Raw genomic sequence first — 16713 nt, 5'->3', positions numbered from 1 at the left:
GAAATAGGGCAGGGAGCAGCCCTTGGTCTTAACGGATGGAGATGTCCATTGATGGACACAATGCCTTGGTGAGCCTTGATTGGGCTCGTAGTCGATGGCGATCGGTGTGGGTGGTGGGCGGCCTGTCTGGCCTGGCGCTTGCGCCGCTTGGCGTGGCCGCTCCGTTGCCACCGCCCCCCAGCAGTATGGAGGCTGTTGCCGATGCACAGTTGTTCCTCGAACTGGTGGTCAACCAGATGGACACCGGCCGGGTGGTCGCGGTGGATCAAAGGGCCGGCGGCTTGTTTGTGCCGGCGGCGACCTTGCGGGACGTCGGCATGAAACTGCCGGCCGAGATCACCAGCGAAGTTGCGCTGGACCACGTACCCGGCCTGCACACCGATTACGACAGCCAGGCCCAGCGCCTGATGCTGACGGTGCCGCCGGCGTGGTTGCCGGAGCAGTTCATCGGCAACCGCGATAACTACCCGCGTACCCAGGCGCTCACCAGTTTCGGTGCGTTGCTCAACTACGACGCCTACCTGAATGACACCGATGATGCCGGCACTTACCTGGGCATCTTCAACGAAGTACGGCTGTTCGATACCTGGGGCACGATTTCCAATACCGGCCAGTACCGCACCACCTTCGGCGGCCAAACCAGCGGCAGCACCCTGGATAATGGCTACCGGCGTTATGACACCACCTGGCGCTTTTCCGACGATGAGCGCCTGCTGACCTACGAAGCGGGCGACGTGATCAGCGGCGCGTTGCCGTGGAGCAGTTCGGTGCGCCTGGGCGGGGTGCAAGTGTCGCGGGACTTTGGCGTTCGCCCGGACCTGGTGACGTATCCCTTGCCACAGTTTGCCGGGGAGGCGGCGGTGCCGTCGTCGGTGGACCTGTTTATCAACGGCTACAAATCCAGCAGCGCCGACCTGCAACCGGGTCCCTACACCCTGACCAACGTACCGTTTATCAACGGTGCCGGCGAAGCCGTGGTGGTCACCACCGATGCCTTGGGCCGACAGGTTTCAACCACGGTACCGTTCTACGTCACCAGCACCTTGTTGCAAAAAGGCCTGACGGATTTTTCGGTGGCGGCCGGTAATTTGCGCCGGGACTACACCATCCGGGATTTTGGCTACGGGCCTGGCGTGGCCAGCGGCACGTTTCGCTACGGCGTGTCGGACTACTTCACCCTGGAAAGCCATGCCGAAGCCGCGGGCGACCTGACCCTGGGCGGGCTGGGCGGCAACGTACGGCTGGGTAACTTCGGGGTGCTCAACACGGCCCTCAGCCAAAGCCAGTTCGATGGCGAGACCGGCCAGCAATTGAGCTTCGGTTATCAATACAGCAACCAGCGCTACAGCCTGTCTTACCAGCGGGTAGAGCGACGCGACCAGTACGCTGACCTGACCCTGGTCGACACCCCTTACGCCAGCCTGAGCAAACGCAGCGAACAGGTGACCCTGAGCCTCAATCTCAACGATTTTGGCAGTATCGGTGCCGGCTATTTCGATGTGCAGGCCGCCGATGACTCACGTACCCGGCTGTTGAACCTCACGTGGAGCAAGCAGCTGTGGCGCAACACCAGTTTCTACCTGTCGGCCAACCGCGAGGTCGGCGACAGCAACTGGGCCGTGCAGGCGCAGTTGGTGATCCCGTTCGACATCTACGGCAGCCTGGCCCTGAGCAGCGAACGCAGCCAGGCCGGCGAGAGCCGCCAGCGGGTCAACTACAGCCGGGCGGTGCCCTCCGAGGGCGGCGTGGGCTACAACCTGGGGTACGCCAGTGGCGACGGGCCGGCGTATCGCCAGGCCGACCTGACCTGGCGCATGCAGTCGGTGCAATTGCAGGCGGGCGTGTACGGCAGCAGCGACGCCGAGACCCGTTGGGCGGACGCCAGCGGCTCACTGGTGCTGATGGACAAGCAAGTGTTCACGGCCAACCGGGTCAATGACGCATTCGTGGTGGTGAGCACCGACGGTTATGCCGGGGTGCCGGTGCTCTACGAAAACCAGTTGGTGGGGGAGACCGATCGCAACGGGCATCTGCTGGTGCCGTGGAGCAGCGCCTACTACCGCGGCAAGTATGAAATCGACCCGCTGAACCTGCCGGTCAACGTGCAGACCCCCAACGTCGAGCAGCGCGTGGCGGTGCGTCGTGGCAGTGGCTACCTGCTGGAGTTCCCGTTGCGCCGGGTAGTCGCGGCCAGTATCACCCTGGTGGATGCCCGGCATCAGGACCTGCCCCTGGGCAGCCAGGTGCGCCATGAGCAAACGGGCGCGCGGGCGGTGGTGGGTTGGGATGGCCTGGTGTACCTGGAGAACCTGGCGGCTCACAACACCTTGCAAGTCACCGTGGGGGAGGGCCGCACCTGCCAGGCAACGTTCGACCTGGACATCAACGAGGAGCAGGTACCGCTGATCGGGCCGCTGGTTTGCCAATGAGATAAGGAGTGTGGGTGTGCGGGGCAAGGAATGGGTAGTGGGCGTGCTGGTGATGGCGGGCCTGGGCTTTACGCAGCAGGCACGCGCATTGTGTTCGGTGGGGACGACTTCACCCGCCAGTTTTGGCACGGCGGTAAGCTCGATTAACGTGCGCACGACCCCCCAGACCAGTTCCACCACCACGGCCGGGTTGAACTGCACTTCGGCGCTGATTTCGTTGTTGACGACGAATGACCACTTCTACGGCACCATCACCGGTTCTTCCCAAGGTGGCATGGTAGGGCCGACCGGCGATGTGATCGCCTACACGGTGTACGCCAACAACACTGCCAGCTTTCCGATGACCCGGGGCACCGCGTTCGACTTCGGCGGACCCGGCGGCGTTGCGCAAACCGCCGGGCTGATTGCCGGGCCGGGCACAAAAACCTTGCCGCTCTACATGAGCACCACCATCGGCAGTAACGTGGCAGCGGGCACCTATAGCGAGACCTTGAGTATTTTCTGGAACTGGAACTACTGCTCGGGCATTGGTATCGGCGGTATTTGCCTGGGGCGGGATATCAACAGCGGCACCACGACCCTGACCGTCAGCATGACCGTGGCCAATGACTGCACGATCAGCGCCCCCAACATCAGTTTTGGCAGTGCCCCGGTGGTCAGTGGTTTTTCCAGTGTGAGCGGGCAGGCCACCATCGCCTGCACCAAGGGCAGCGCCTACACCGTGGGCATCAGCGACGGCCAGAATGCGGTGAGCGTGGGTGGGCAACGGCGGATGGTTTCCGGCGGCAACTTCCTGGCCTATGACATTTTCAAAAGCGCCACCACTACCCGCTGGGGCAGCGTGACCACTGCCCGGCGCGCCAGCTCCACGGCCGAGGTGAATCCCGGGAATGGCCTGGGCACCGGTAGCCAGGTGTTCAACTACAACGCCGCGATCTATACCAACCAGACCACACCGCCGGCGGGCACCTACGTCGACAACGTGGTGCTGGATGTGGCCTTCTAGAACCGCATCGTCTGCTTGAGCATCTGTGTGGTTGACGGGTCTTGCGGGCTGACCATCGCATAGTTGTAGCCCGCGCCCGACCAGTACTCGGCCTGCAGACCGTCGGCACTGCGGCTGCCACGGGGCAGGAATTTGTTCTCCGGGCCTGGCGGGCGGATATAGAAACTGATGCGCCGCCCTTGGGGGTCTTCATACAGCACCATGGCTGCCGCGCCCTGTTCGGTGCTGAGCAGGCGCCCGCTGACGGCCTTGAACCCGGCCTGGCTCAAGTCCGGCAGGCGGTAGGCCTGGTTGAAGTAACGGTCGAGCCAGCCTTGCATGTCGCCGCCGCTTTGCACGTGGTAGTCGGCGGGCAGGATGCCGTCCTGGGCGAACAGGCGGTAGGCCTGCATCGCGTCGGTCATGGGCAGCATCGTGTCGGCCAGGGTTGCCTGGCGAGCCTGCCAGCCGCCCAGGCCGCCTACGCTCACGGCGATCAACAGCACGGCAGCGGTCGCGAGGTGACGGCGTGACTGGCGCTTGACCCGCTGGCGAATCAGGGCCGGGTCCAGCTCTGGATTGGCCGGCTGTTGCAACGCGCCGCTCAAGGACGCCCGCAGGTGCTGCGCGTCCTGTTGCCAGGCGTGCACCTGGGCGGCGACATCCGGGTGGGCCGCCAGCCAGGTTTCAAGCTGGCGGCGATCGGCGTCCAGCAACTGGTGATCGACGTAGGCATGCAAATCGCGTTCGCTGGGGGGCAGGCTGATCATTTGAGTATCCGCAGGGCAGGGCTGGTGATTTCGCCGTCGCTGAGCTGGCGCAGGGCCTGGCGCGCACGGGATAGCCGAGACATCACGGTGCCCACGGGCACCTCGAGGATGTCGGCGACTTCTTTGTAGCTCAAGCCTTCCACCGAGACCCACAGCAGCAGGGCACGCTGTTCGGTGTTCAATTTGTCGAAGGCTTGCAGGGTCGATTGCGCGATGACCGTGCGCTCGACCGACGGCTGCGAATCATCGCGGCCGGTAAAAAATTCCAGCATGCGCGTGTACCGCCGGGAGCGGCGATGGGCGTCGAGAAACTGCCGGTAGAGGATCGAGAACAGCCAGGCGCGCAAGTCGCCTTCGAGGCGTTTGTCGGCCCAACTGATGATCGCGCGCTCAAGGCTCGCCTGCACCAGGTCGTCGGCGCTGCTGGCGTTACGGGTCAGGGACACGGCAAAACGCCGCAGCCTGGGGATGAGTTCACGTAACTGTTCGTCGAGTTCGTGCATGGGGTTCTGGCTAGTCACTACGCTGGGACTAGGAAGACGTCCGGCGTCGAAGGTTATTCCAGGCCAATAAAAATAAACAGCCGGCCAGGGAATAGAGTGCGCTGGCGTTCGTCCCAAGTGTTCCGACCTTATGTTTCACCCCTCAAGGCCTCCGGCCCTGGAGTTATTTCATGGTAGATCACTCATCACCGCCCCGTCCGCCGCTGAGCACCGCAAGCCTGATAATCCGGTTGGCCAGTATCGGCGTGGTGGTTGCGGTTGTGGCCGGCGCTTTTGCCTACGTCAACGGCAGCCTCGACCCACAGCGGTTGCGCCCAAAAACCTTGGTCAATGCCCTGGAAACCAACAACGGCCTGCACCCTGGCTACCGTCGCAACCATGCCAAGGGTGTGTGCGTGGCCGGTTATTTCGAGAGCAGTCCCGAGGCGCGCCAGTACTCCAGTGCCCAGGTATTCAGCGAGGCACGCACGCCAGTCATCGGGCGGTTTGCGCTGCCCAGCGGTAACCCGTATGCGCCGGACAGCAGCGTGCCGATCCGCAGTTTTGCCCTGCAATTCAGCTTGGCCAACGGCCAGCAGTGGCGCACCGGGATGAACAGCATGCCGGTGTTCCCGGTGGGCACGCCTGAGGCCTTCTTCGCGATGCTCAAGGCCGGAGCCCCGGACCCGGCCACCGGCAAGCCGAACCCGGCAGGCATGCCGGCGTTCTTCGCGGCGCATCCCGAGACTGCGCCGTTCCTGGCCTGGGTCAAGACCGCCAAGCCCTCCGCCAGTTACGCTACCGAAACCTATAACGGCATCAATGCGTTCTACCTGGTGAACGCCAGCGGCCAGCGCCAGGCAGTGCGCTGGGGCGTGGTGCCACAAAGCCAGGATGCAGCGGGTGCCACGGCGCCGGCCGGCAGCGACTTCCTCGAAAAAGACCTGGTGCAGCGCCTGACGGCCGGCCCGTTGCGCTGGCAGTTGAACGTCACCCTCGCCAACCCGGGCGACCCGGTGGACGACGCCAGCAAGACCTGGACCGGCGAGCACAAGGTGTTGAACGCCGGGACCCTGGTGCTGGAAAGCAGCCAGCCGCAAATGGACGGCGATTGCCGCGACATCAACTTTGATCCACTGGTTTTGCCAAGCGGTATCGAAGCCTCGAACGACCCGCTGCTGGCCGCCCGTTCGGCGGCGTACGCCAGTTCTTACCTGCGTCGTACCAGCGAAGTCAGCCAGTTGCACAGCGCCCCTCAGGAGTCGAAGCCATGAATGCCCAACCCCGGTTTTTTGCCCCACTGGCGCGGCTGCTGCACTGGCTGATGGCGCTGATGATCATCGCCATGCTGTTTATCGGCGCGGGCATGGTGGCCTCGGTGTCGGAGCGCCATGAGTGGCTGATCCACCTGCACAAGCCGTTGGGCATTGCGATCCTGGCGTTGGTGATCGTGCGGTTGGTGGTGCGTTTTTCCACGCGCCAGCCACCGCTGCCCGCGGACTTGCCGCTGTGGCAGGTGCTGGCGGCCAAGGCGTCCCACGTGGTGCTGTATGCGTTGATGCTGGTGTTGCCGCTGCTGGGCTGGGCGATGATTTCGGCGGCCGGCGACCCGGTGATGCTCAGCAGTTCAGTGCAATTGCCGGCGCTGGTGGGCGCCAACGCGCCGTTGTTTGCCGTGTTGCGCAAGGCCCACGGTTATCTGGCGTATCTGCTGTTTCTGACGGTGCTGTTGCACCTGGCGGCGGCGCTGTTCCACGGTTTGATCCGCCGTGACGGGGTGCTGCAAAGCATGACCGGCACCAAGGACTGATGCCGTGCCCGGTGACGGCTGCTGTGATGCAGCCGTCACCGACACTGCGCAGGGTCAGCGCAGTACGTCGACGATATCCGCCACGCTGCTCAACACGTCCTTGCCCAACTGCATCGAGCGTTTGCCCGACCAGCCGGTATGCGGGTTGGGTGCGTCGTCGTTGTCCTTGAAGGGCATTTCCAGGGTCAGGGACAGGCAATCGAACTTCTCGCCCACGCTGTTGCACGCCAGCGTCATGTTGGCTTCGCCCGGCAGGTCGCGGGTGTAGCCGTGGACGGTCTGGAAGTCGCGGGTGAGGCCGCTCAGGTGGCTGCGAAAGTGTTTCTCCAACTGCTCAATGCGCGGCGTATAGCCGGGGTTGCCTTCGCAACCGGCGGTGAACACGTAGGGGATTTCCTCATCGCCGTGGATATCCAGGAACAGGTCAACGCCGTATTTTTCCATTTGCTGCTGGACGAACAGCACTTCCGGGCTGATCTCCTGGCTCGCACTTTGCCAGGCGCGGTTGAGGTCCTGGCCCATGGCGTTGGTGCGCAGATGGCCATGGAAGGCGCCATCGGGGTTCATGTTCGGCACCAGGTACAGGTCGGCGGCGGCCAGCAGTTTTTTCAGCTCGGCGTCACCGTCCTGTTGCATGCGCTCGATGATGCCTTCCATAAACCATTCGGCCATGTGCTCGCCGGGATGCTGCTGGGCGATGATCCACACTTTGCGCTTGTTGGCCTCGCCTTTGCCACGGCGCAGCAGTTGGATATCACGGCCTTCGACACTTTTGCCGGTGGCCAGCAACTGCGTGCCGGCGCGGTTCAGTGCCTGATCGATCAGCCAGTCGTGGCGTTCGCGGCTATAGGGTTCGAAATAGGCGAACCAGGCCTGCTTTTCGCGGGTTTCGAGGGTGATGTGCAGGGTCTCGCCATCGAATCGGGTGGGCACCCGGAACCAGTTGATATGGTCGTAGGACGCTACGGCGTTGTAGCCGCTCCAGGCGTGCTTGTAGGAAGAATGGCTGGCGTTGCTCAGGCGGAAGGTGTGGCTGTGGCCCACGTGCATGCCTTCGGCCTTGAAGTGGAACCACTGGAAGTGCTGGCTGCGGGTGTCGGGCTCGATGGCCAGCAGCAACTGGTGGGCATCACTGGCGTCGAGTACCTGGATATTGCCGCTGTCGAAGTTGGTGCTGATCTTGATGGAGGTCAAGGCCACGGTCATAGTCTGGTTGCCTGAATATGAGTGTTGTGGCGGGCATTTTACACCGGAGCGGGGTAAAGCCTGGATGCAATTTTTGCGGGGGAGGAGGGGGGCGTCGTCCTTGACGCCGCAGCAGCTTAGAATCTATGAGATTGATTCTCAAGTGCTATTTTTCAAAGAACCGGCCTAGAGCCCTCGATCGACTTTCTTTTGGCGATGGTCTTTTGCTACCATGCGCGCCATCAAGCAACACACAGTCTTCATTAGCCTGAAGCCACGCCAGGAAAAACTGGCAAAAAAAAGACCCGGCCAAAGAGCCGGGTCAAAAACCGTGATTAGCCTGATGAGGAGATATTCCAAGAGTCCGACCTAAGGTCTCTTGGTCTATCGACTGATCTCGCGATCAGCTAGGTCCAATAATAATCATTATCATTTGCAAGTCAAATGTTTTTATCCGTCAGATAGAAATATTTTTCCTTCGCGTCTGTTACATCCTGGCCGAGTGTTCGGCCTCCCGGGTCGAAAGCCGTAGCGACCGCTCCACCATCACCTTCGCCATATCTATCAAATAGACCACTGAAAACGCCAGGTCCCGGCTATTGCCGTGGGCGCTGTTTGCCGATTCGTAGGCGGTGGCCGCGGCACTGCGCAGCAGGTCGGAAGCGTGGACCAGGGCTTCCTCGTCGCTGATGCCGGGCTTGGCCTCGAACAGGCCGTCGTCAACGGAGGGCGGTGCAAGATCGTCTTTCAGGTAATAGTCCAGTGCGCGTTGGGCAGCGCCACTGCTGCGCATGAACAGCAGCTCGTCTTCGTCGCAGGTTTCGGGCAGGGAATACGGGGTGGTCGTCATAAGGTCGGTGCTCTGGGTGGATGTCGAAAGCCTGCAACCGATATTAGTACTAATCGTATTTATGGCGTTTTATTGATTACTACAAACTGTTTATTGTCGTTGGGAGTACACAACGTATTGTCGGGGCCCATGGATAAGTGGATAGCGTTGGTCAAGGCCAACATGAAAGACCGCAAGGTCACGCAGGATCAATTGGCCTCACGCCTGGGCATGTCCCAGGGCGGGGTTGGCCATTGGTTGAACAAGCGCCGGGTGCCGAGCCTTGCCGATATGAACCGGGTGATGCAGGAGTTGGGCCTGGGCGACCTCGAGGTTGCGCTGGTGGTGCGCGAAAAAGCGCTCGCACCGGTGGAGGAAGCGTTGGAGCCGGCGCCCCACTACAGTCCGAATTACCGTTACCCGGTGAGCGAAGGAAAAGGAGGGTACCCATTGCAGGAAGAATCTCGGCCTTATGCCGCTGCCCGTTTCCAGATGAGTGACTACCAGGCCCGTGGCAAGGCGTTCTGGCTGCGGGTGATCGGCGATGCCATGACCGCTCCGGGCGGCTTGAGTATCCGCGAGGGCATGATGATTCTGGTGGACCCGGCCATCCCGCCCGAGCCGGGCAAGCTGGTGGTGGCGCAATGGGCTTTCAATCCCCAGGCGATGTTGCGCAAGTTGGTGAAGGAAAGCGGCCAGCTTTACCTGGTACCGCTCAACCCGACTTACCCGAAAATGCTGTTCAGCGAGGAATGCCGGATCATCGGCGTGGTGGTGCAGGCGGTCACGAGGTTTTAGCTCGCGGCTTCCAGCTCTACCAGCGCGCTGCCTTCACCGACCATTTCACCTTCCTGGCAGTACAGCGCCTTGACCACCCCTGCATGGGGCGCGCGGATGCTGTGTTCCATCTTCATGGCTTCCAGCACCACCAACTGCGTACCGGCTTCCACCGTTTGCCCGACGTCCACCAGCACCCGCACGATGCTGCCGTTCATCGGTGCGGTCAGGCCGCCCTGATGAGACTGGCTAGCGTCGACGGCGGCGATTGGGTCGAACAGGCTGACGCTGTGCACTTCGCCGTCCCAACGCAGAAACAGGCTATCGCCTTCGCGTACCGCCAGATGGGCGCGGCGCACGCCTTGCAGGTCGATCAGCAACTGTTCGCCGCGCAACTGGGGCGGGTTGGTGCCGGCTTGCAGCGTCACCAGGCGATCCTGGCCGTTGCAGTTCAAATGCAGGGAAACCTCGGCCGGCAAGCCGGCGCGAAAGCCGCGGGTGTCCGCCCAGGGCGAACGGGGGGCATTGTTCGCCCGGGTTTGCATGAACGCCTGGCCCGCCGCCTGCCAGAACCCATCGCTCAATTCCCCCGGCGCGGGCAGCAGTTCATCCTGATAACGCGGGATAAACCCGGTATCCAGTTCAGCCGCGGCAAATGCCGGATGGCCGATGATGCGCCGCAAAAAGCCCAGGTTGGTCTTCAGCCCACCTACCGCAAATTCATCCAGCATACCCAGCAGCCGCAAACGCGCCTGCTCGCGGTCTTCGCCCCAGGCAATCAGCTTGCCGAGCATCGGGTCGTAGAACGGTGACACGTTGTCGCCTTGTTCGACGCCACTGTCCACCCGACGCCCCGGCCCTGGAGTGGATTCGCGGTACAGCGCCAGGTGCCCGGTGGCCGGCAGGAAATCATTGGCCGGGTCTTCGGCGTACAAGCGCACTTCAATCGCATGCCCCAGCAGCGGGACTTGTTCCTGGGTCATCGGCAACGGCTCGCCCTGGGCCACACGGATCTGCCAGGCCACCAGGTCCAGGCCGGTGATGGCTTCGGTCACCGGGTGTTCCACCTGCAGCCGGGTGTTCATCTCCATGAAGAAGAATTCGCCCCGGGCGTCCAGCAGAAACTCCACGGTGCCAGCACCCACGTAACCGATGGCCTGCGCTGCACGTACCGCCGCTTCGCCCATGGCCTTGCGTTGTTCTGCACTCAGGCCGGGTGCCGGGGCTTCCTCGACGACTTTTTGATGGCGGCGCTGGATCGAGCAATCGCGCTCGTTGAGGTACAGGCAGTGACCGTGCTGGTCGGCAAACACCTGGATTTCCACATGGCGCGGCTTGAGCAGGTATTTCTCCACCAGCATTTGCGCATTGCCAAACGAGGACAGTGCTTCACGCTGGGCCGAGGCCAACGCTTCGGCCAGTTGGCTGACGTCCTCGACCACCTTCATGCCCTTGCCGCCACCACCCGCTGTGGCCTTGAGCAGCACCGGGTAACCGATGCGCTCGGCCGCCTGGCGAAAGGTCTCCAGGTCCTGGGCGTCACCGTGGTAACCCGGCACCAGGGGCACGCCGGCGGTTTCCATCAAGGCCTTGGCCGCAGACTTGCTGCCCATGGCATCAATGGCCGAGGCGGGCGGGCCGAGGAAGATCAACCCGGCGGCTTCAATGGCGCGTGCGAACCCGGCGTTCTCTGAAAGGAACCCATAACCCGGGTGAATGGCCTGGGCGCCGCTGGCCTGGGCCGCAGCGATCAGTTTGTCGATTTGCAGGTAGCTGTCGGCGGCCTTGCTGCCGCCCAGGTCCACGCAGACATCAGCCTCGCGGGCATGCCGCGCATCGCGGTCGGTGGCGCTGTGCACGGCCACGGTGGTCAAGCCCATGGCCTTGGCGGTTCGCATCACCCGGCAGGCGATTTCGCCGCGATTGGCCACCAATACAGTGGTAAGCGTCTTCATGAACGCGGCTCCTGAGGCTGCCAGTTGGGAGCGCGTTTTTGCAAAAAGGCGCGCAAGCCTTCCTGGCCTTCGGCGCTGACGCGGATCCGCGCGATGGAGTTTTCGCAGTAGCGGCGCAGTGCCGGGGTGAGTGCGCCATGGCCGACCTCACGCAGCAAATCCTTGCTGGCGCGCATGGCGGCCGGGCTGTTGAGCAGCAGATTGGTGATCCACAGTTCGACCTGCAGATCCAGCTCGGCCGTCGGATAACTTTCCGCCAGCAGTCCGATTTCCCGTGCGCGCTGGCCACCAAAACGGTCTGCCGTGAGGGCATATCGACGGGCTGCCCGCTCGCCGATCGCCTGCACCACGAACGGGCTGATCACCGCCGGCGCCAGGCCAATGCGCACTTCCGACAGGCAGAACTGCGCCTCATCAGTGCCAATCGCCATGTCACAGCAACTGATCAACCCCAGGGCACCGCCGTAGGCCGCGCCCTGAACCACCGCCAGCGTCGGGATCTTCAGCTTGGCCAGGTTGTACATCAGCTCCGCCAGCTCACGGGCATCGTCCAGGTTGGTGTGGTAATCCAGCTCGGCCGACTGCTGCATCCAGGCCAGGTCGGCACCGGCGCTGAAATGCTTGCCACGCCCGCGCAGTACCAGGAAACGCAGGGCCGGATCGCCTTGCACCTGGTCCAGGGCAATGATCAGTTCGCGGATCATTTCGGCGTTGAACGCGTTGTTCTTGGCTTCACGACTGAGCCACAGGGTGGCAAAGCCACGCGGGTCGGTGATCAGTTCGAGGGTGTTGAAATCGCTCATGGGGTGCAGCTCCATTTACATGCGGAACACGCCGAAGCGGCTCGGCTCGATGGGGGCGTTCAGCGAAGCGGACAAGGCCAGGGCCAGCACGTCGCGGGTCTGCAACGGGTCGATGACGCCGTCGTCCCACAGCCGTGCGCTGGAGTAGTAGGGGTGGCCCTGGGTTTCGTACTGGTCGAGGATCGGCTGCTTGATCGCGGCCTCCTCATCGCTGCTGAAACTCTGGCCTGCGCGCTCGGCCTGTTCACGTTTGACCTGTACCAGCACGCCGGCCGCCTGTTCAGCGCCCATCACGCCGATGCGAGCGTTGGGCCACATCCACAGAAAGCGCGGGTCGTAGGCGCGGCCACACATGCCGTAGTTACCGGCGCCGAAGCTGCCACCGATGATCACGGTGAATTTCGGCACCTTGGCACAGGCCACCGCCGTCACCAGCTTGGCGCCGTGCTTGGCGATACCGCCCGCCTCGTATTTCTGGCCGACCATAAAGCCAGTGATGTTTTGCAGGAACAGCAGCGGAATCCCGCGCTGGCAAGCCAGCTCGATAAAGTGCGCGCCTTTTTGCGCCGCTTCGGCGAAGAGGATGCCGTTGTTGGCCAGGACCGCAATCGGGTAGCCGTGCAGGTGGGCAAAGCCGCACACCAGGGTAGTGCCGAACAGGGCCTTGAACTCATCGAACACCGAACCGTCCACCAGCCGCGCGATCACTTCGCGCACATCGAACGGTTGCTTGGCGTCGGCCGGGATCACGCCGTACAGCTCCTCGCTGGAATACAGCGGCGCAACCGGCGTGCGCTGTTGCAACTGGCCGAGCTTGCGCCAGTTGAGGTTGGCCACGCTGCGCCGGGCCAGGGCCAGGGCGTGTTCGTCACTGTCGGCGTAGTGGTCGGCTACCCCGGAAATCTTGCAGTGCACATCGGCACCGCCCAGGTCTTCGGCGCTCACCACTTCACCGGTCGCGGCCTTCACCAGCGGCGGGCCGGCGAGGAAGATGGTGGCTTGCTGGCGGACCATGATGGCTTCATCCGCCATGGCCGGCACATACGCACCACCGGCGGTGCAGGAACCCATCACCACGGCAATCTGTGGAATGCCCTGGGCGCTCATGTTGGCCTGGTTGAAGAAGATCCGCCCGAAGTGCTCACGGTCCGGGAACACTTCATCCTGGCGCGGCAGGTTGGCGCCGCCGGAATCCACCAGGTAGATGCAGGGCAGGCGGTTCTGCTCGGCGATGGTCTGGGCACGCAGGTGTTTTTTGACGGTCAGCGGGTAGTAGGAGCCGCCTTTTACCGTGGCGTCGTTGGCGACGATCATGCATTCGACGCCTTCCACCCGGCCAATCCCGGCAATCACGCCGGCAGCGGGTACGTCTTCGCCATATACCTGATACGCCGCCAGTTGGCTGAGCTCAAGGAACGGCGAGCCCGGGTCGAGCAAGCGATTGATCCGTTCGCGCGGCAACAGCTTGCCCCGGGACGTATGACGTTCCTGAGCCTTGGCGCCGCCGCCTTGCTGCACCTGGGCGAGCAGGCTGTGCAGGGCGTCGACCTGTTGGAGCATCGCCGCGCTGTTGGCGGCAAACTCCGCCGAGCGCGGGTTGAGCTGGGTGTGCAGGGTGGCCATGGGGCGCGCTCCGTTCAGCGGGTTTCGTTAAACAGTTCGCGACCGATCAGCATGCGTCGGATCTCACTGGTGCCAGCACCGATTTCATACAGCTTGGCGTCACGCAACAGACGGCCAGCCGGGAATTCATTGATATAGCCATTGCCGCCGAGAATCTGGATCGCGTCGAGAGCCATTTGGGTCGCACGTTCGGCGCTGTAGAGGATCACCCCGGCGGCGTCCTTGCGCGTGGTCTCGCCGCGCTCGCAAGCCTGGGCCACTGCATACAGGTAAGCGCGGCTGGCGTTGAGCTGGGTGTACATGTCGGCGACTTTGCCCTGGATCAGCTGGAACTCGCCGATGCTCTGGCCGAACTGCTTGCGGTCGTGGATGTACGGCACGATCAGGTCCATGCAGGCCTGCATGATCCCGGTGGGGCCGCCGGACAGCACCACGCGCTCGTAGTCGAGGCCGCTCATCAGCACTTTCACGCCGCCATTCAGCGCGCCGAGGATGTTTTCTTCCGGCACTTCGACGTCATCGAAAAACAGCTCGCAGGTGTTGGAGCCGCGCATGCCGAGCTTGTCGAACTTGTTGCTGCGGCTGAAGCCCTTCGAGTCGCGTTCGACGATAAACGCGGTGATGCCGTGGGCACCCTTTTCCAGGTCGGTCTTGGCGTAGATCACGTAGGTGTTGGCGTCGGGGCCGTTGGTGATCCAGGTCTTGCTGCCGTTGAGCACATACACATTGCCGCGTTTATCGGCGCGCAGCTTCATGGAGACCACGTCGGAGCCGGCGTTCGGCTCGCTCATGGCCAGGGCGCCGATGTGTTCGCCGCTGATCAGCCTGGGCAGGTACTTGAGTTTTTGTTCGTGGGTGCCGTTGCGGTTGATCTGGTTGACGCAGAGGTTGGAGTGCGCACCGTAGGACAACGCCACCGAAGCCGAGCCCCGGCTGATCTCTTCCATGGCCACCACGTGCGCCAGGTAGCCCAGGCCGGCGCCGCCATATTCTTCCGGCACGGTGATGCCCAGCAGGCCCATGTCGCCGAACTTGCGCCACATATCAGCGGGGAACAGGTTGTCGATGTCGATCTGCGCAGCGCGGGGCGCCAGTTCCTTGGCCACGAAGGACTGCACCTGGTCGCGCAGCATGTCGATGGTTTCACCGAGGGCGAAGTTCAGGGAGGGGTAACTCATGGACGGGCACCTTTAGCGTTGTTTTTGTGTGGCCGATGCGCCGGGAGAGGGCGATCACCTTTACGTTAACGTAAACTTGCGTTGCAGGGCTGTCAATCGTAGTTTACGTTTACGTCAACCTACAAAAAAGACAACAGGGGTCGTTATGGATCAACCGAATCAGAGCTACAGCCGTGGCTGTCAGGACAAGACCTTGCTCGCCATGACCATTGGCCAAGCCTTCGATGACACGGTTTCGCGCTATCCCGACGGCGAAGCGTTGGTGGTGCGCCATCAGCAGCGTCGCTACACCTGGCGGCAACTGGCCGAGACGGTTGATTTGCACGCCCGTGCGTTCCTGGCCATGGGCATGCAAACCGGCGACCGCCTGGGCATCTGGGCTCCCAACTGCGCCGAGTGGTGCATCAGCCAAATCGCCAGCGCCAAGCTCGGGGTGATCCTGGTCAATATCAACCCGGCGTATCGCAGCAGTGAGCTGGAGTACGTACTCAAGCAATCCGGTTGCCAGTGGCTGGTGTGCGCCGGGTCGTTCAAGACCTCCGATTACCATGGCATGTTGCAGGAGCTGAAACCTGACTTGCGCGGCATCATCAGCCTTGATGCCACTCCACCCCCGGGGTTCACGCCCTGGTCACAATTGGCGGCCCTCGGCGCAGGCGTCCCGCCCGAGCAACTGCACACCCGCCAGGCCAGCCTGCACTTTGATCAACCCGTCAACATCCAGTACACCTCCGGCACTACCGGCTTCCCCAAGGGCGCCACCCTCAGTCACCACAACATCCTCAATAACGGCTACATGGTCGGCGAAAGCCTGGGCCTGGGCGCGCAAGACCGCCTGGTGATCCCGGTGCCGCTGTATCACTGTTTCGGCATGGTGATGGGCAACCTGGGCTGTATCACCCACGGCACCACCATGATCTACCCGAATGACAGCTTCGACCCGCTGCTGACCTTGACCGCCGTCGCCGAAGAACAGGCCACCGGGCTCTACGGCGTGCCCACCATGTTTATCGCAATGCTCGATCACCCACGCCGCGCCGAGTTCGACCTGTCGCGCCTGCGCACCGGGATCATGGCGGGCGCCACCTGCCCGATCGAGGTGATGCGCCGGGTCATCAGCGAGATGCACATGAGCGAGGTGCAGATTGCCTACGGCATGACCGAAACCAGCCCGGTGTCATTGCAGACCGGGCCGGATGACGACCTTGAGCGGCGCGTGACCACCGTCGGCCGCACCCAGCCACAGTTGGAAAGCAAGATCATCGACGAGGCGGGCAACACGGTTGCACGGGGCCAGGTGGGCGAACTGTGTACCCGTGGCTACAGCGTGATGCTCGGCTACTGGAACAACCCCGAGGGCACCCGCGAGGCCATTGATGAGGCGGGCTGGATGCACACCGGCGACCTGGCGACCATGGACGAGCACGGCTACGTGTGCATCGCCGGCCGCAACAAGGACATGATCATTCGCGGCGGCGAGAACGTGTACCCGCGGGAATTGGAGGAGTTCTTCTTCACGCACCCGGCGGTGGCGGATGTGCAGGTGATCGGGATTCCCGATGAGCGTTATGGCGAGGCGATCGTTGCCTGGGTCAAGTTCCATCCCGGGCATGTGGCCAATGAGCTTGAGCTGCAGACGTGGTGCAAGGGGCGGATTGCGCACTTCAAGACGCCGAAGCACTTCAAGTTCGTTGACGAGTTTCCGATGACGGTGACGGGGAAGATTCAGAAGTTTCGGATGCGGGAAATTATGATTGAAGAGTTGAAGGGGGGGTGAGGGGGCTCTGGGTGTATATCCGTTATTTAGGTAACGGCGGCTTATGGTTTCGCTCTTACAGCGACTCACTTTGGAAAAGCCGGAATGCCGGCCCAGCCCAAAGTAAGCAA

The 16713-nt window shown here is 62.7% G+C and carries 14 protein-coding genes; 6 read left to right on the top strand and 8 right to left on the bottom strand.

Going from position 1 to position 16713, the window contains the following annotated elements; genetic code table 11:
* The first annotated feature begins 35 nt into the window (after positions 1-35).
* Positions 36-2429, top strand: a complete 2394-nt coding sequence (locus tag M2400_RS23900) for a fimbria/pilus outer membrane usher protein (RefSeq protein WP_259198594.1) — start codon at positions 36-38, stop codon at positions 2427-2429.
* Positions 2430-2481: 52 nt separating this feature from the next.
* Positions 2482-3435 (top strand): spore coat U domain-containing protein, encoded by a 954-nt coding sequence (locus M2400_RS23895; RefSeq protein WP_259198610.1) that lies wholly within the window; start codon positions 2482-2484, stop codon positions 3433-3435.
* On the opposite strand, the gene M2400_RS23890 is transcribed toward M2400_RS23895, so the two are convergent.
* The gene (locus M2400_RS23890) at positions 3432-4184 is read right to left on the bottom strand and encodes an anti-sigma factor (protein ID WP_177048326.1); all 753 of its coding nucleotides are present in this window, start codon (positions 4182-4184) and stop codon (positions 3432-3434) included. The two genes, M2400_RS23895 and M2400_RS23890, sit on opposite strands and share 4 nt — an antisense overlap.
* Positions 4181-4687, bottom strand: a complete 507-nt coding sequence (locus M2400_RS23885) for an RNA polymerase sigma factor (RefSeq protein ID WP_177048328.1) — start codon at positions 4685-4687, stop codon at positions 4181-4183. Before M2400_RS23885 ends, M2400_RS23890 begins: the two co-directional genes overlap by 4 nt.
* A gap of 170 nt (positions 4688-4857) precedes the next feature.
* On the opposite strand from M2400_RS23885, the gene M2400_RS23880 reads away from it, so the two are divergent.
* Both M2400_RS23880 and M2400_RS23875 read left to right on the top strand, forming a co-directional pair.
* The gene (locus tag M2400_RS23880; protein ID WP_177048330.1) at positions 4858-5940 is read left to right on the top strand and encodes a catalase family peroxidase; all 1083 of its coding nucleotides are present in this window, start codon (positions 4858-4860) and stop codon (positions 5938-5940) included.
* Positions 5937-6476, top strand: coding sequence for a cytochrome b (locus tag M2400_RS23875; protein ID WP_177048331.1), 540 nt, complete (start codon positions 5937-5939; stop codon positions 6474-6476). The genes M2400_RS23880 and M2400_RS23875 overlap by 4 nt, the downstream gene beginning before the upstream one ends.
* A gap of 54 nt (positions 6477-6530) precedes the next feature.
* Here M2400_RS23875 and M2400_RS23870 read toward each other — a convergent pair whose 3' ends face one another.
* Together M2400_RS23870 and M2400_RS23865 are read right to left on the bottom strand one after the other, a co-directional pair.
* The gene (locus tag M2400_RS23870) at positions 6531-7682 is read right to left on the bottom strand and encodes a M14-type cytosolic carboxypeptidase (protein ID WP_259198598.1); all 1152 of its coding nucleotides are present in this window, start codon (positions 7680-7682) and stop codon (positions 6531-6533) included.
* A gap of 466 nt (positions 7683-8148) precedes the next feature.
* Positions 8149-8511 carry a DUF6124 family protein gene (locus M2400_RS23865; protein WP_259198599.1) on the bottom strand — a complete coding sequence of 121 codons (363 nt, stop codon included), beginning with the start codon at positions 8509-8511 and terminating at the stop codon, positions 8149-8151.
* A 129-nt stretch (positions 8512-8640) separates the two neighbouring features.
* On the opposite strand from M2400_RS23865, the gene M2400_RS23860 reads away from it, so the two are divergent.
* Complete coding sequence (locus M2400_RS23860; protein ID WP_177112775.1) at positions 8641-9288, top strand: LexA family transcriptional regulator; 648 nt, start codon at positions 8641-8643, stop codon at positions 9286-9288.
* Here the strand turns inward: M2400_RS23860 and M2400_RS23855 are convergent.
* Genes M2400_RS23855 through M2400_RS23840 form a run of 4 tightly spaced genes read right to left on the bottom strand, consistent with a single transcriptional unit; the run spans position 9285 to position 14826 of the window.
* A complete protein-coding gene (locus tag M2400_RS23855; RefSeq protein ID WP_259198602.1) occupies positions 9285-11222 on the bottom strand; it encodes an acetyl/propionyl/methylcrotonyl-CoA carboxylase subunit alpha in 1938 nt (645 codons plus the stop codon). The genes M2400_RS23860 and M2400_RS23855 overlap by 4 nt on opposite strands.
* A complete protein-coding gene (locus M2400_RS23850) occupies positions 11219-12025 on the bottom strand; it encodes a gamma-carboxygeranoyl-CoA hydratase (RefSeq protein ID WP_177048339.1) in 807 nt (268 codons plus the stop codon). The genes M2400_RS23855 and M2400_RS23850 overlap by 4 nt, the downstream gene beginning before the upstream one ends.
* Before the next feature lie 15 nt (positions 12026-12040).
* Positions 12041-13648, bottom strand: a complete 1608-nt coding sequence (locus M2400_RS23845) for a carboxyl transferase domain-containing protein (RefSeq protein ID WP_259198604.1) — start codon at positions 13646-13648, stop codon at positions 12041-12043.
* A 14-nt stretch (positions 13649-13662) separates the two neighbouring features.
* Positions 13663-14826 carry an isovaleryl-CoA dehydrogenase gene (locus tag M2400_RS23840; protein WP_177134915.1) on the bottom strand — a complete coding sequence of 388 codons (1164 nt, stop codon included), beginning with the start codon at positions 14824-14826 and terminating at the stop codon, positions 13663-13665.
* A 145-nt stretch (positions 14827-14971) separates the two neighbouring features.
* Between M2400_RS23840 and M2400_RS23835 the strand changes: the two genes are divergently transcribed.
* Complete coding sequence (locus M2400_RS23835; RefSeq protein WP_259198608.1) at positions 14972-16603, top strand: AMP-binding protein; 1632 nt, start codon at positions 14972-14974, stop codon at positions 16601-16603.
* The last annotated feature ends 110 nt before the right edge of the window (positions 16604-16713 follow it).

This window comes from Pseudomonas sp. BIGb0558 (assembly GCF_024807515.1).
Lineage (GTDB): Bacteria > Pseudomonadota > Gammaproteobacteria > Pseudomonadales > Pseudomonadaceae > Aquipseudomonas > Aquipseudomonas yamanorum_A.
Note: the sequence above shows the minus strand (reverse complement) of the source record. Positions and strands in the feature narration are given on the sequence as shown.

Bases quoted from the DNA above. Each gene is read 5' to 3' on its own strand.
- M2400_RS23900 (WP_259198594.1), top strand. From the start codon at position 36: ATGGAGATGTCCATTGATGGACACAATGCCTTGGTGAGCCTTGATTGG.
- M2400_RS23895 (WP_259198610.1), top strand. From the start codon at position 2,482: ATGGCGGGCCTGGGCTTTACGCAGCAGGCACGCGCATTGTGTTCGGTG.
- M2400_RS23890 (WP_177048326.1), bottom strand. From the start codon at position 4,184: ATGATCAGCCTGCCCCCCAGCGAACGCGATTTGCATGCCTACGTCGAT.
- M2400_RS23885 (WP_177048328.1), bottom strand. From the start codon at position 4,687: ATGCACGAACTCGACGAACAGTTACGTGAACTCATCCCCAGGCTGCGG.
- M2400_RS23880 (WP_177048330.1), top strand. From the start codon at position 4,858: ATGGTAGATCACTCATCACCGCCCCGTCCGCCGCTGAGCACCGCAAGC.
- M2400_RS23875 (WP_177048331.1), top strand. From the start codon at position 5,937: ATGAATGCCCAACCCCGGTTTTTTGCCCCACTGGCGCGGCTGCTGCAC.
- M2400_RS23870 (WP_259198598.1), bottom strand. From the start codon at position 7,682: ATGACCGTGGCCTTGACCTCCATCAAGATCAGCACCAACTTCGACAGC.
- M2400_RS23865 (WP_259198599.1), bottom strand. From the start codon at position 8,511: ATGACGACCACCCCGTATTCCCTGCCCGAAACCTGCGACGAAGACGAG.
- M2400_RS23860 (WP_177112775.1), top strand. From the start codon at position 8,641: ATGGATAAGTGGATAGCGTTGGTCAAGGCCAACATGAAAGACCGCAAG.
- M2400_RS23855 (WP_259198602.1), bottom strand. From the start codon at position 11,222: ATGAAGACGCTTACCACTGTATTGGTGGCCAATCGCGGCGAAATCGCC.
- M2400_RS23850 (WP_177048339.1), bottom strand. From the start codon at position 12,025: ATGAGCGATTTCAACACCCTCGAACTGATCACCGACCCGCGTGGCTTT.
- M2400_RS23845 (WP_259198604.1), bottom strand. From the start codon at position 13,648: ATGGCCACCCTGCACACCCAGCTCAACCCGCGCTCGGCGGAGTTTGCC.
- M2400_RS23840 (WP_177134915.1), bottom strand. From the start codon at position 14,826: ATGAGTTACCCCTCCCTGAACTTCGCCCTCGGTGAAACCATCGACATG.
- M2400_RS23835 (WP_259198608.1), top strand. From the start codon at position 14,972: ATGGATCAACCGAATCAGAGCTACAGCCGTGGCTGTCAGGACAAGACC.